Here is a 12,741-nt window from a genome sequence, read left to right on the forward strand (position 1 = left end):
GTCCGGATCGGTACCGGCACTGCCGACGGATCGCTTGCCGTTCCGGGAGCGCACCGATATAAGCCGCCATCTTTCCAACACTGCTATTCGAGGATGAACCATGGCCATCGAGCGTACCTTTTCGATTCTGAAGCCCGACGCGACCGAGCGTAATCTGACCGGCGCGATCAATGCGCTGATCGAAAAGGCCGGCCTGCGCATCGTCGCGCAGAAGCGTATCCGCATGACCAAGGAACAGGCCGGCACCTTCTACGCCGTCCACAAGGAGCGTCCCTTCTTCGGCGAGCTCGTCGACTTCATGACCTCGGGTCCGGTCGTCGTGCAGGTGCTGGAAGGCGAAGGCGCGATCCTCAAGTATCGCGACGTCATGGGCGCCACCGATCCGTCGAAGGCCGCTGAAGGCACCATCCGCAAGGCGCACGCCAAGTCGATCGGTGAGAACTCGGTGCACGGTTCGGACGCTGCCGAGACCGCCGCGATCGAAATCGCGCAGTTCTTCTCGGGCAACGAGATCGTCGGCTAAGCGTTAGCCCGACCACCACTATCTGCCGGCGCGCGGGGGCGCGCCGGCATTTCCATAAGACGATAACGACGAACAAACGAAAGAGGGGCGCGCGGTGGACTGGATACTGCAAGTTTTCGATCCGGCGACGATCAAGTCGGTTTTCACCCAGTTTCAGGTCGAGATGCAGCAGCCCGCTTTCTGGGTTGCCGTCGGCAAGATCATCTGGATCAACGTTCTGCTGTCGGGCGACAACGCCCTCGTGATCGCGCTCGCCTGCCGCGGCCTCGAGCCGAAGCAGCGCATGTGGGGCATGATCCTCGGCGCCGCCGCAGCTGTCATTCTCCGTATCATTTTCACCGGCATCGTCGCCTCGCTGATGGCACTGCCCTATCTCAAGCTCGTTGGTGGCCTCGCGCTGATCATCATCGCAGCCAAGCTGCTGGTGCCCGAACCTGAGGAAGAGGACGGCGTGAAGGCCGCCTCGAATCTGTGGGCGGCCGTGCAGATCGTGGTCATCGCCGACATCGTGATGAGCCTCGACAACGTCATCGCTGTTGCCGCCGCCGCCAATGGCAGCGTGCCACTGCTGATCCTCGGTCTGGCCGTCAGCGTCCCGCTGATCGTTGCCGGCGCCGCGCTGATCATGGCGCTGCTCACCCGCCTGCCGGTCCTGGTCTGGCTCGGTGCCGCACTGCTCGGCTGGGTCGCGGGCGAAGTCATCGCCACCGATCCGGCTGTCATGCCGGCGCTGCACAGCTTCTTCGGCGGTGCGCTCGGCGCGAGCCTCGATGGCGTGTTCGCGTCGCTCGGCAGCGGCATCCGCTTCACCGGCGACGGCACCGGCGGCGAGATCCTCTGCGGCCTGCTCGGCATCTTCATCGTGCTGGCGGTCGGCGGGCTGTGGCGCCGCCGCAGCATGGCTGCGCATGCGGAGCAGGCGGCTTAAGCCGTCAGCTCCGGAAAGCATTATTAATTGAACGGGCGCTTCGGCGCCCGTTTTGTTTTGTAGGATGGGTTGAGCGCAGCATCTTCCGTTCGCGCGCCTTCACGATGCCGACCACCGTATCGTTCACTGGTGTCGGCACGCCGAGCGGCTTACCCAGCCGCGGGATCGAGCCATTGATCGCATCGATCTCGCAGCGGCGACCGGCCTCGTAGTCCAGCAACATCGATGGCTTGGCATGCGGGATCTTGCCGCCGAGCTTGCGCACATGCGCGACGGGTTCGCCGACATCGAGCGTGATTCCGGATGCGCGGGCCACGGCTATTGCCTCCTCCGCACAGCCGCGGGCGACTTTCCAGGCATCGGGATCGTCGATGATCTCGCCGATGGTCAGTCCCGTGGTGCAGGACGTGCCGGAGAAGGCGACATTCATGATCAGCTTCTCCCACACCATCTGCTTGATGTCGTCGAATAGCGCGACCTTGAATCCTGCCGACTCCCAGATTTTCGCAGACGCCTGCACCAGCTGTTTCGGCAGGCCGGCAAAGCTGCCAAAGCGGATCATCTCCATGCCATTGTGATGGACATGGCCGGGGCCGCGCATCGACGCGCCGAAGCCGCCGACCACGCCGACGGCGATGCGATCGGCGCCAAGGATCGGCGCTGCGACTTCGGGCGAGCCAAGGCCGTTCTGGATCGTCTGCACGACGGTCTCGGGGCCGAGCAGGGGCGCGCAGCTTTTGGCGGCTGCCTCGACGTCGAACGCTTTGGTGGCGATAATGACGAGATCGCAGGGGCCGATGCCGTCGGTGGTGGTTGCGCCATGGATCGGCACGGTGCGGTCGCCGCTGATGCCCTCGCAGCGCAGGCCATTGGTGTTCATGGCTTCGGCATGGTCCGGCCATGCCGTGATCGCATGCACGTCGTGGCCGGCATCGATCATCAAGGCCGCATAGACCGATCCCATCGCACCGCAGCCGACGATTGCGACTTTCGCCATTCGTTCACTCCCTGTCATTCGGCGGCGTTTCGATCGCCGCTCTGATGCCGGAGACTACTTCGTCCGAGCGGGATCGACCAATGCAATCGGAGATATCGGTTGTCCATCCAGCAGGGTGGCGTGGACCACATAGCGCAGCGGTCCTTCGGTCACGGAGTCGAGCGGCCAGCAGGTCGTCAGCGCGAGTCCTGTTTGTCTGGCGCGGGCATCGATATCCGAAGCGTCGAAGGGGACGATCGACGTGCTGGTCACGTGATAGCGGAAGTGACGGCCATCGCGCCGCGTGACCTCGATCTCGTCACCGACGATGACATCGCCAAGAAAACGGAAATGCGTATCACGATGGGCGGAATAGACGGCAATGCCGGGCTCGCCGGCTTCCGGCGTATTCTCCACATGGCCGGGGCCAAAAGCGAGCGCCTGTCCGCTGCTGCCATGCAAAGCGATGGCGCTGGCATCGAGGCGTTTCACCTCGATCCGCGCCACGGGCCATGTATCCGCCCATGACCACGGTTTGACGGGCTGGCCGCTCGCGAGCGAGGCCGTAAAGGCGCGTTCGAGCAGCACCTGGGCGAGCATGGCCTTGGCATGGATGTAGCTGCCCTGGCCGAACAAAATGATGCCGATCAGCGCCAACAAGACGGCGGCGATGCGCAACATGGCGATGTCCTCGCATGGTCAGGGAAAGAGAGGACGCGCGCGGCCGGGGACGCCACGCGCGCCGGGAGGAACCATTCCTCCCATCGTCGCCGTCAGCGGGGGATCATCCGACGGCGGCCGAACATCAGGAGAAGCAGGCTCAGCGACAGCAGGACGAAGCCGAGCATCATCTTCAGCTCTGCATCGGTGGCGGTCTTGGGCAACTGCACGGTGGCGGGCTGCGCGACCGGAACGGGCTGCAGACGCTTCGCTGCTGCGACCTGAACCGGATTGCCATCCGTTTCAGCCCGGCGTTCCGCCGGCTGGCGCTGCAGCTGCTGGCGGTCGCCGAACACTTTTGCAAAATCCCAGCCTGCGGGCAGGTTGACTGGCATCTCCGACAGCTTGAGCGGTTCGCCGGCCGGTCGGCTCGGTGTCTTGTCGACGGCAACAAGGCTGGTGAGCCGCGTGACGAGCTGATGTTCGAGTGCCAGCGACAGGATGGCGCTGTCGGCATCGGCAGGCTTGAGCTTGTTGAGCGTGCGCGCCACCTCGGCATCGTCGATCATGCGGCGTGCCCACACTTTGGAGAGGCCCTTGCCTTCGGCCGCGCGATCGAGGGGCAGCGTCACGGTCCAGGGCTGAGCGCCGATGCGGCCCTTGATGGTGACATTGCCGGCGAGCTTGTCGAGACGTGCCGCAAGCACCAGCGGTTCGCCGCGATAGAGATCGGGCAGGGCATTCGGCGTGAGATCGGCCTTGGCTTCGGAGAAGGTCGCGGCAAGGCCGGTGACGACGGGATTTTCGAGCTTCGCGAACAGATCACGCATGCGGCTTTCGACCTGCGCTGTCGAACCGATATGAGTGAAGGTGCCGCGGCCGAGTTCGGCAGCGCGCGTCATCAGGAACGTGTTGGGCGCCGAGCCGATCCCGACCATGAAGACGCGCGAGCGGCCTCGCAACGCGGTGATCGTATCGAACAGCTGCTGCTCGTTGCCGATGGCGCCGTCGGTGAGAAACACGACCTGGCGGAGCGCGGCGTTTTCGCTATTCGCGTCGTCGCTGAGTGCGGCACGCATCGCCGGCACCATCTCGGTGCCGCCGGACGCCTGCAGGCTGCCGACATAGGACGTGGCACTGTTGATATTTCGGCTGTCGGCGGGGACTGATGTGGGAAACAGCATGTCCATGGTGTGGTCGAAGCGGATGACATTGAAGCGGTCAGTCGGCTGCAGGCGGCCGAGTGCATAAGTCAGGCTGGCCTTGGCCTGGGTGATCGAGGTGCCGCCCATGGAGCCGGAATTGTCGATGACGAAAATGACTTCGCGCGGCATCGGCTTCTGTTCGGCCGTCGCAACCGGCGGCGTGACATAGGCGAGGAGATAATCGGACTTGCCGATCTGCTCGCGGAACAGGCCGACCGACGGTGCCTTCTCGGCGACGGGCTTCCAGCTCAGTTCGAAATCACGGTCGGCTGGCACCGGGCCGTCGGCCAGCGTGATGACGCGCGTGGCATTGTCGGGGCTGTCGATGTTGACGCGGTGGTGATGGCTGGTGACATCGCCGAGCGGGAAACCGGCCTGCAGGCGCACGGTGATGGTGGTCGGATTGACAGGCGCATGTTTTGCGGGATCGAGCACAGGCTGCGTGATGCGATCGCGATCCGGCACGGGATCGGACGTCGCGCTGCCCCAGCCGCCGCCATCGGCACGCAGGTCGACACTCTGCACGATCGGCTCGGGGATGTAACGGGGCCCGACCACCATCGGGATCCGCAGCGAGAAGTCGCTGCCGTTCTGATGTACCGGTTCCTGATATTCGATCTGGACCAGCACGGTTTCGCCGGGGCCGATATTGGCGACGGCATTGGTGAAAATGTTCGGCCGCTGTTGCTCGGTGAGCGCGGCTTTCTGGCCTGCCTGTTTGGCCTGCTCATAGACCGCACGGGCCTGTTCACGTTCCTTGATATCGCCGATAACGACGCGGTCGCCGATCACCAGTTTCAGCGTGTCCACGGCGCCGCCTTGCGGCATCGGATACATGTAAACGGCCTCGACCCAATCGTTCGTGGGGTTGCGAAACATCTGCGTGACGCGGGCACGCATGGTCGGGCCCGACACGGTGAGATCGACATCGATGCCGAGGCGTGTGGCTTCGGTATTGCCCGTTTCCGACTTGATGATCAGAGCGCCGGAGCGGGGCGCATCGTCGCGTGTGGCCGACCAGGCCGGGCTGAGATCGAACAACAGCAATCCGATGCCCAGCAGGAAAGCGGCGACGCCGCCGAGCGCGAACAGCAGAATCTGTTCAATCAGGTCCGGCAATCCGGTGGCGCCGCGCTCGTCGGCGTCGTGGTGATCGTAATCGATGGTGGTCATGTCAGGCGCTCCCGAAGGCATTGCGATGACCAAGTCTTGCGGGACGTTTGGCTGGCGGAGGAGCGTGATGATCGGCATTGATTGGCCGTTCACCGCCGCACATGCGCGATCGGCGATGTGCGCATGTGCGGATTTGTGCGGCCCTGTCCGTCTGCTATTGTGCCGGACGCCATGACAGGGACGATGATGCAGACGCCGGACAAGCAGCTCTCCGACGAACAGAGCCGGGAAATTGCCGCCATCATTCGCGAGGAACTCGCGCGCCGCCGCATTTCGCGGCAGACGCTGGCGGAGCAGGCGAAGCTCAGTATCTCGACGCTGGAGAAAGCCCTCGGGGGCCGACGGCCATTTACGCTGGCGACGACCGTGCGGCTTGAGGAAGCGCTCGGCGTATCGTTGCGGAAGGTGGCGGATTCGTCCGCTGCTCCCGTGCCGACAAACGGCAATGGCGATGTCGCGCCGGACAGTCTCGGTGCTTATTCTCGCCGTTCCATGAGCTGGATCGCCGGGGCCTATGTCACGTTGCGACCGTCATTCGGTGAGGCTGGCTCGATCTATGCCTATCGCACCGAGATCGCCTGGGACGCGATGGGCTCGTGCTACGAGTTTCGCGAAGCCGAGCGGCAGGACGCGGCCTATACGCAATTCGGTGAAGTGTCGGTGCCGAACCAGTCGGGCCACATCTATTTCGTCACCAACCGGAACGGCCAGTTTCGCCTGATCACGGTGTCGCGGCCGACGATTGCTGGCGAAATGTACGGGATCATCAACACGCTGCTCGCCGGTCGTGGTTCGCTGCTGACGCCGATCGCGGCTCCCATCGCCTATGTGCCAATGGCGGGGATCGCTGAGCCCAGCTATGGGCGGATCGCGGCAGGTGCTCCCAACTACGATCTCTATCGCGCGCATCTGCAGAAGATCATGGACGAGCCTTTCGCCATGTTCCTGCAGGGATAGCGGCGCGGATCACCGCGCCGCATCGCAATCAGGACTTCTTCTTTTTCGATTTGGCCTTGGCTTTTGGCGCGACGGCCTTCTTGCCCTTGGCAGCGGCCTTCTTGGCCGGCTTGGGCGCCTTTTCGGCAGGCTTTTCCGCGGCCTTGGCAGCATCCGCTACGGCCTTTGCGGCCGAGATTTCCGCTGCCATGCGCATCGAGCGCGCAAAACTGTCCGCGGCGTTGTCGGCCGAGACCTGCAACCGGCGCGCCGCGGCGGCGCCATGTTCGGCAACATCCCTGGCTGCCTGCTTGTAGCGCTCCTTGGACGCCGCATCTTTCGCCTTGGCCGCGAGGCCGGTGAAGTGATCGCGTCGCGCCTTGATAGCGGCGAGGATCGTCTTGTTCTGCTGTTTCGCGGTCTGCCGGATGACCACGTCGATATCGGCGCCCGCCATATCCTGTGTCCTTAATGATCGGTTAAACACTTGCGCGCCTAGACTATGCGGATACCGCTAATGCTTTGCAATCAGAGGTACGCCAGCATAATGCTTTGGCGATCGGAGCAATCGCATAGCACCGATAATGTTGGAGTTTTGCTAACGCGGGCGGCCTTGGGTGATGAAACACACGCAGTGGCGCGTCAGTTTCCGAACATCGATCATCGCGGTGTTCGTCGGCATCGTGTTGACCGTCGGGCTGGCGCTTCTCTATCTCAGCTTCAGCCGCGTCGATGCCATCGTGCGAACCGCCGCATCGTCCTATCTCGGCGCGGTGGCGCAATCCTCCGCCGATCGTATCGACAGCCAGTTGAAGTCGGTCCGCGACAATCTCGATATCCTGCGCGGCATGCCGTCCGTGCAGGCGGCCGATATCAGCGACAATCAGCGCCTCTACAATCTCCTGGCCTCGATGCTGCGGAACAGCCGACAGCTTTCCAGCCTGTATATGGGCTATGACGACGGTTCGTTCCTCGAAATGGATTTGCTCGATCGTCTAGGCCCTGAAGCGCGCAAGCGCATCGGTGCGCCGGATGCGGCGGCGTTCCGGATGGTCTTGATCGTCAAATCGGCGACCACCGGCGCACTGCAGGCATCGACGGCTTATATCGACGGGTCCTTGCGACTGCTGGACCGCATATCGGGGCCGGACGATTACGATCCGCGCAAGCGGCCCTGGTATGACGGCGCTTTCGAGCCTGACGCGGCGCTGCTCACGGCGCCTTACATTTTCCACCTGATCGGCAATGTCGGCTACACGCTGCGTCTCCCCATCAGCAGCGAAGGCGCGGGCGTCGTCGCCGGCGACATCCTGATCGGGGAGGCGGAAACGATGCTGCGCCAGCAGGGGCTCGGCAAATCCGGCATCGCCTTCCTGTTCGACGAGCAGGGGCGGGTGCTCGCGCATCCCGATCTGTCGCGCTGGCTGGGCGCGCGAGCGACCGGCGCTCATCTGCCGGACCTGCCGCGCCTTGCGGAGGTCGACAAGACTGGAGCGTCGTCCGCAATCGAGGCCTGGCGCAAGACGGGCCTGTCAGAGCAGTTTTTCAAGGACCCTGACGGTCGGGCATACCTGGCGGCCATCCAGCCCGTGAATGTAGCCGGGACGGCCGACCTTCGGGTGATCGTCTTTGCGCCGATCGACGAATTCTACTCGGAGATCGTCGCGGAGCGGCGCTGGCTCATCATCGTGGCGGTGCTCCTGTTGCTCACCGCATTGCCGCTTGCGTTTCTGATCGGCAACCGGCTCTCACTGTCGTTGCGCATCCTGTCGCGCGAGGTCGATCGCATCCAGCGCTTCCGGTTCTCCGCCATGCCGCGGCTGCGCTCGCCGATCCGCGAGATCGATGATCTCGGCCGCTCCGTCCATACGATGCGTTCGCTGGTGCAGACGTTCTCGCATTTCGTGCCGAAGCGGCTGGTGCAGCAACTGATCGAGACCGGCGAATCCATCGAGCTTGGCGGCACGCGTCGCGAGGCGACGATCCTGTTCACCGATGTGGAGAATTTCACCACCCTGACCGAGGACAAGGATCCGACGCAGGTGATGCTGTACACGTCGCGCTACTTTGCAGCGATGTCCAATGTCATCGCCGCGCATCAGGGCACGGTCGACAAGTTCATCGGCGATGCGGTGATGGGGATCTGGAACGCGCCGGTCGAATATGACGACCATGTTCTGCAGGCCTGCGAGGCGGTGCTGCGCTGTATCGAGGTCAACCGCGCCCTGAACGAGGAATTCGAGCGCGAGGGATGGCCGGCCTATCATACGCGCTTCGGGCTTCATGTCGGCGACGTCATGGTGGGCAATATCGGGTCGTCGGACCGGATGAACTACACCGCCCTCGGTGCGACGGTGAATCTGGCATCGCGCCTCGAAACCCTCAACAAGGATTACGGCACGCGCGTGTTGGTGAGCCAGGCCGTGAAAGATGCGGCAGGAATCCGTTTCACGTTCCGCAGCGTCGCGACCATCAAGCCGAAGGGCTTTGCCAAGGAGGTCGGCGTCTACGAGTTGCTCGGCCGGCACGAGGAACCGCTGCAGCTGCCTTTATCGGACAGTGTCGATCCCGCTGTTTGATCCCTCCAATTCGCGCTATAGCACCGCAACCATTAGCGGAATGCAGTTCCATCATGTCCGACGTCAAACCAATCCGCCGCGGCCGTCCGCGCTCCGTCGAGACGGAGGAGGCGATCCTCGAAAGTGCCTATCGGATGATGGCGGCGGATGGTCTCTCCGCGGCCTCCATCGATGCCATCGCGCGGGAATCTGGCGTCTCGAAAATGACCATCTATAAATGGTGGCCGTCACGGGAGGCGTTGCTGATCGATGCGTTTCTCCGCCAGGCCGCGTCGATGCTGCCGATCCCCGAAGACGGTGACGCCGTTGCGCGGATTGGCCGACATGCATCGGCCTATGCCGTCGCGCTGAGCGGCGAGTTTGGCAAGGTGCAACTCGCTGTGATTGCGGAATGTATCGCGCGCACGGGATCGGCGCGCTTGTTTGCGGAGCGCTATCTCGGCGCGCGCCGCGATGTGGTTGCGAAGATCATCAAGGCTGGCCAGAAGGATGGCAGCGTGACGTCCACAGAGCCGGCGAGCGATCTCTACGACCGCATCTATGGCACGCTGTTCTATCAGGATGCGTTCGGCTTCCGTGCCGTCACGGCCGACCATGCACGACGGCAGGTCAAGGTCGTCCTGGCCGGTGCGTGACCCTCAGGCGTCCCGCTGCCGGGCGCGACGGAACCAGGCGAAAGTCTCGCGATGGACGCGGTGATAGCCGAGGCCGCGGTGCCGGATGCGATCGTCCACGATGGCATTCAGTTTCGGTAGCGCGTGAAACGGCACCGACGGGTAGGCGTGATGCTCCACATGGAAGGGCATGTTCCAGGTGAACCACTTCATCACCGCGCCGGTATAGGTGGTGCGGGTGTTTTCATAGGCGCTGCGGGTATGTTCGCAGCCAGTGTGTTCGGCATAGAGATAGGGCCGGAGAAAGAGCTGGCCGACGACCAGCGGCAGCATCCAGCACCACAGCAGCACCGTCGTCTGCAGCATGATCGAGCCGGCAAGCAACAGTAGATAGACGAGCGCATAGACGCGTGCTTCGCGGACAACGAGATTTTGCTTGTTCTCCGGAATCCAGGGCGCAACGGCGCGGCCCGAAATCGCACGGCGAAACAGCAGGCGGATGCGGTTGATGAGCTGGACGATACCGGTATAGGCGATTGCCAATTTGGTGTCGGAGGTCGGGATGGTCGCCGTCACCAGTTCGGGATCGCGAGCGGGGTCCTGCGTGAAGCGGTGGTGATCCCAGTGAAACAGCGCGTAATGCTCATAGGGGTGGATGATCAGCAGCGATGACAGGTGGCCGAGGATCTCATTGGCGACTCGACTGGTGAACACCGTTTTATGCGCGGCCTCATGGACGGGCATGAACAGGAAGGCGATGAGATAGCCCTGGATCGCGACCAGCGGCAGAGCCCAGATCGCGCCGAAGCGCGTGACGGTCAGCCAGACCGCGGTGCCGACGATCAGGATCGCGCCGAAATGGCTCAGTGAACGCACCAGGCCGGGCAGGTTGGCGCGGATTGAGAGGTCCTTGAGTTGCGCTGGCGTCAGCGCGCGGACCGGCTTGTGGTCGTGGGTGTCGATGACGGTCATGAGCTCAGGAATGCCTTGATCTTTTCGTTCAGGAACGCCTTGTCGGCAGGGATCTTGATCGGATTGCCGGCGCGGTGGCCGTGCAGCGAGGGAATCGGGCAGAGCTCGGCGGAACGTGCATTGACGAGCAGCGGCAGCTCGGCCTCGTTGTCTCCGACCTGGAAGTAATTGTCCGTCGCGCCGGGCATGAGCAGCACGCGTGCCTTGATCGCCGCCATCGCCCTTGTGAAGTCGCCGCCAAACTCTTTGCAGTGGCTGATGTCGCCATTCTGCCAGGTCCAGAGCTGGGCGAGGATGTTGTTGGCATCGCGATGGGCGAAGGCCAGGTCCCAGGACCGGCTGAGATAGTCTTCCAGCGACGTGAAGCCGCCCTCGCGCCAGAGTTCGTCGCGATAGAAGCCGTGCGACATCGCCCAGCCGGCATAGACGCGCCCCATGGCGCGCAATCCCGCGGCCGGGCGCGATGTGAAGCGGCCGTTTGCGAAGGCGGGATCAGCGCTCAGCGCTGCACGGACGCTCTCGAGAAACACCGTGTTGAACGGCGAACACCGTGCGCTGCCGCAGACCACGGCGGCGCGCTCCACCATGTCCGGATAGCGGGCCGCCCAGTGATAGGCCTGCATGCCGCCCATCGACCAGCCATAGACCATTGCAAGGCGCGAGATGCCGAACTGCTCGGTGACGAGCCGATGCTGAACGGCGACGGCGTCGTGGTAGCTGAGATTCGGATAGTCCGCGCCGAAAGCGGGCGTATTGGACGGCGACGACGACAGGCCGTTGCCGAACAGGTTCGGAATGATGACGAAATAACGCTCCGGATCGAGCGCCGCTCCGGTTTCGATCAGCCATTCGGTGTCCACATGCTGGGCCGAGAATGATGTCGGATAGAGAATGGCATTCGACTTGTCGGCATTGAGCCGGCCGTAGGTCTTGTAAGCGAGCTTCAGACCAGGAAATACAGATCCCGACTGCAGCGCCACGTCGCCGGCGTCGAAGATGTCATAGTCGGGTGATGTGCTCATTCTATGAGATCCCGTCCTGTCCGCTCGCGGCCCCACCGCATACCCAGCTCATGAGGCGAGAATTATAATTGTACAAATCGTACAATAAATATCTGACTGTGCAATCCTGAATGTTGCCAGGCCCGCATCAATTGCGGGCAGGGGCGTGCCCTTTATTTGCGCGGGGGGCGAGGACGAATGTTCTGGGCGCGGCCGGAATGCACAATGTAGTGAAGACGCCATTCGTGCGGCGCTGGCGATTGCTTGCGGCGTCAGAGGCGAGCAAGTTGCGCGCCGGGATAACTCACAGTCTACCATCACCCGTCAGGAGCTCACATGCCTACCTTCACGACCAAAGACGGCACCCAGATTTTCTACAAGGATTGGGGCAGCGGGCAGCCGATTGTCTTCCATCATGGCTGGCCGCTGAGTTCGGACGACTGGGACACCCAGATGCTGTTCTTCCTCAGCAACGGTTATCGCGTCATCGCCCATGACCGCCGCGGCCACGGCCGCTCGACGCAGACCGGCACCGGCAATGAAATGGACACCTACGCCGCCGACATGATCGAGTTGGCCGATGCGCTTGATCTCAAGGACGCCGTCCATATCGGCCATTCCACCGGTGGTGGCGAGGTGGCGCGCTACGTGGCGCGTTCGAAGAAGGGCCGCGTCGCCAAGGCCGTGCTGATCGGTGCGGTGCCGCCGATCATGCTGAAGACGCCGAACAATCCCGGTGGCCTGCCGCTCGAAGTTTTCGACGGCTTTCGCGCAGCGCTCGCGGCCAATCGCGCGCAGTTCTATGTCGATGTGCCCACCGGGCCGTTTTACGGGTTCAATCGGCCCGGCGCGAAGATTTCGCAGGGCGTGATCAATAATTGGTGGCGGCAGGGCATGATCGGTGGCGCCAAGGCGCAGTATGATTGCATCAAGGCGTTTTCAGAGACCGACTTCACCGAAGACCTGAAGGCGATCGATGTGCCGGTGCTGGTGATGCATGGCGACGACGACCAGATCGTGCCGATTGCTGATTCAGCTGAACTGTCGATCAAGCTGCTGAAGCATGGCACGCTGAAAATCTATCCGGGCTTCCCGCACGGCATGTGCACGACTCATGCGGATGTGATCAATCCGGATCTGCTGGCATTTGTGAAGGGGTAAGAATTTGTAGCCC

General features: G+C 63.0%; 12 protein-coding genes. 6 read left to right on the plus strand and 6 right to left on the minus strand.

Annotated features, from left to right (window positions below; translation table 11 throughout):
* The first annotated feature begins 100 nt into the window (after nucleotides 1–100).
* Nucleotides 101–523: a nucleoside-diphosphate kinase gene (gene ndk, locus ACIQ17_RS12980; protein ID WP_398469162.1), complete on the plus strand. Its 423-nt coding sequence runs from the start codon at nucleotides 101–103 to the stop codon at nucleotides 521–523.
* Nucleotides 524–617: 94 nt separating this feature from the next.
* Nucleotides 618–1,451 carry a TerC family protein gene (locus tag ACIQ17_RS12985; protein ID WP_398469164.1) on the plus strand — a complete coding sequence of 278 codons (834 nt, stop codon included), beginning with the start codon at nucleotides 618–620 and terminating at the stop codon, nucleotides 1,449–1,451.
* A gap of 4 nt (nucleotides 1,452–1,455) precedes the next feature.
* Here the strand turns inward: ACIQ17_RS12985 and ACIQ17_RS12990 are convergent, their stop codons facing one another.
* The 3 genes from ACIQ17_RS12990 to ACIQ17_RS13000 all read right to left on the minus strand — a co-directional run bounded on the left by ACIQ17_RS12990 (nucleotide 1,456) and on the right by ACIQ17_RS13000 (nucleotide 5,465).
* Nucleotides 1,456–2,448 (minus strand): ketopantoate reductase family protein, encoded by a 993-nt coding sequence (locus ACIQ17_RS12990; protein ID WP_398469166.1) that lies wholly within the window; start codon nucleotides 2,446–2,448, stop codon nucleotides 1,456–1,458.
* 54 nt (nucleotides 2,449–2,502) lie between these two features.
* Nucleotides 2,503–3,108 carry a class GN sortase gene (locus tag ACIQ17_RS12995; RefSeq protein ID WP_398469168.1) on the minus strand — a complete coding sequence of 202 codons (606 nt, stop codon included), beginning with the start codon at nucleotides 3,106–3,108 and terminating at the stop codon, nucleotides 2,503–2,505.
* A gap of 92 nt (nucleotides 3,109–3,200) precedes the next feature.
* Nucleotides 3,201–5,465 (minus strand): marine proteobacterial sortase target protein, encoded by a 2,265-nt coding sequence (locus ACIQ17_RS13000; protein WP_398469170.1) that lies wholly within the window; start codon nucleotides 5,463–5,465, stop codon nucleotides 3,201–3,203.
* A gap of 186 nt (nucleotides 5,466–5,651) precedes the next feature.
* Between ACIQ17_RS13000 and ACIQ17_RS13005 the strand changes: the two genes are divergently transcribed.
* On the plus strand, nucleotides 5,652–6,422 hold the full coding sequence (locus ACIQ17_RS13005; protein ID WP_398469202.1) for a multiprotein-bridging factor 1 family protein: 771 nt from the start codon (nucleotides 5,652–5,654) through the stop codon (nucleotides 6,420–6,422).
* Between the two features lie 28 nt (nucleotides 6,423–6,450).
* Here the strand turns inward: ACIQ17_RS13005 and ACIQ17_RS13010 are convergent, their stop codons facing one another.
* The gene (locus ACIQ17_RS13010; protein ID WP_398469172.1) at nucleotides 6,451–6,858 is read right to left on the minus strand and encodes a hypothetical protein; all 408 of its coding nucleotides are present in this window, start codon (nucleotides 6,856–6,858) and stop codon (nucleotides 6,451–6,453) included.
* A gap of 163 nt (nucleotides 6,859–7,021) precedes the next feature.
* Between ACIQ17_RS13010 and ACIQ17_RS13015 the strand changes: the two genes are divergently transcribed.
* Complete coding sequence (locus tag ACIQ17_RS13015) at nucleotides 7,022–8,980, plus strand: adenylate/guanylate cyclase domain-containing protein (protein WP_398469174.1); 1,959 nt, start codon at nucleotides 7,022–7,024, stop codon at nucleotides 8,978–8,980.
* Nucleotides 8,981–9,033: 53 nt separating this feature from the next.
* Nucleotides 9,034–9,615: a TetR/AcrR family transcriptional regulator gene (locus tag ACIQ17_RS13020; RefSeq protein ID WP_398469176.1), complete on the plus strand. Its 582-nt coding sequence runs from the start codon at nucleotides 9,034–9,036 to the stop codon at nucleotides 9,613–9,615.
* Nucleotides 9,616–9,618: 3 nt separating this feature from the next.
* Here ACIQ17_RS13020 and ACIQ17_RS13025 read toward each other — a convergent pair whose 3' ends face one another.
* Both ACIQ17_RS13025 and ACIQ17_RS13030 read right to left on the minus strand, forming a co-directional pair.
* On the minus strand, nucleotides 9,619–10,566 hold the full coding sequence (locus ACIQ17_RS13025) for a fatty acid desaturase (protein ID WP_398469178.1): 948 nt from the start codon (nucleotides 10,564–10,566) through the stop codon (nucleotides 9,619–9,621).
* The gene (locus tag ACIQ17_RS13030) at nucleotides 10,563–11,588 is read right to left on the minus strand and encodes an alpha/beta fold hydrolase (protein ID WP_398469180.1); all 1,026 of its coding nucleotides are present in this window, start codon (nucleotides 11,586–11,588) and stop codon (nucleotides 10,563–10,565) included. Before ACIQ17_RS13030 ends, ACIQ17_RS13025 begins: the two co-directional genes overlap by 4 nt.
* A 315-nt stretch (nucleotides 11,589–11,903) precedes the next feature.
* On the opposite strand from ACIQ17_RS13030, the gene ACIQ17_RS13035 reads away from it, so the two are divergent.
* Entirely contained in the window at nucleotides 11,904–12,728 is an 825-nt protein-coding gene (locus ACIQ17_RS13035) for an alpha/beta fold hydrolase (RefSeq protein WP_398469182.1), read from the plus strand.
* Nucleotides 12,729–12,741: the final 13 nt, after the last annotated feature.

Source organism: Tardiphaga sp., assembly GCF_044340795.1.
Classification (GTDB): domain Bacteria; phylum Pseudomonadota; class Alphaproteobacteria; order Rhizobiales; family Xanthobacteraceae; genus Tardiphaga.

Coding starts and splice junctions, on each gene's coding strand:
- ndk (WP_398469162.1), top strand. CDS start 101: ATGGCCATCGAGCGTACCTTTTCGATTCTGAAGCCCGACGCGACCGAG.
- ACIQ17_RS12990 (WP_398469166.1), bottom strand. CDS start 2,448: ATGGCGAAAGTCGCAATCGTCGGCTGCGGTGCGATGGGATCGGTCTAT.
- ACIQ17_RS12995 (WP_398469168.1), bottom strand. CDS start 3,108: ATGTTGCGCATCGCCGCCGTCTTGTTGGCGCTGATCGGCATCATTTTG.
- ACIQ17_RS13000 (WP_398469170.1), bottom strand. CDS start 5,465: ATGACCACCATCGATTACGATCACCACGACGCCGACGAGCGCGGCGCC.
- ACIQ17_RS13005 (WP_398469202.1), top strand. CDS start 5,652: ATGCAGACGCCGGACAAGCAGCTCTCCGACGAACAGAGCCGGGAAATT.
- ACIQ17_RS13010 (WP_398469172.1), bottom strand. CDS start 6,858: ATGGCGGGCGCCGATATCGACGTGGTCATCCGGCAGACCGCGAAACAG.
- ACIQ17_RS13015 (WP_398469174.1), top strand. CDS start 7,022: ATGAAACACACGCAGTGGCGCGTCAGTTTCCGAACATCGATCATCGCG.
- ACIQ17_RS13020 (WP_398469176.1), top strand. CDS start 9,034: ATGTCCGACGTCAAACCAATCCGCCGCGGCCGTCCGCGCTCCGTCGAG.
- ACIQ17_RS13025 (WP_398469178.1), bottom strand. CDS start 10,566: ATGACCGTCATCGACACCCACGACCACAAGCCGGTCCGCGCGCTGACG.
- ACIQ17_RS13030 (WP_398469180.1), bottom strand. CDS start 11,588: ATGAGCACATCACCCGACTATGACATCTTCGACGCCGGCGACGTGGCG.
- ACIQ17_RS13035 (WP_398469182.1), top strand. CDS start 11,904: ATGCCTACCTTCACGACCAAAGACGGCACCCAGATTTTCTACAAGGAT.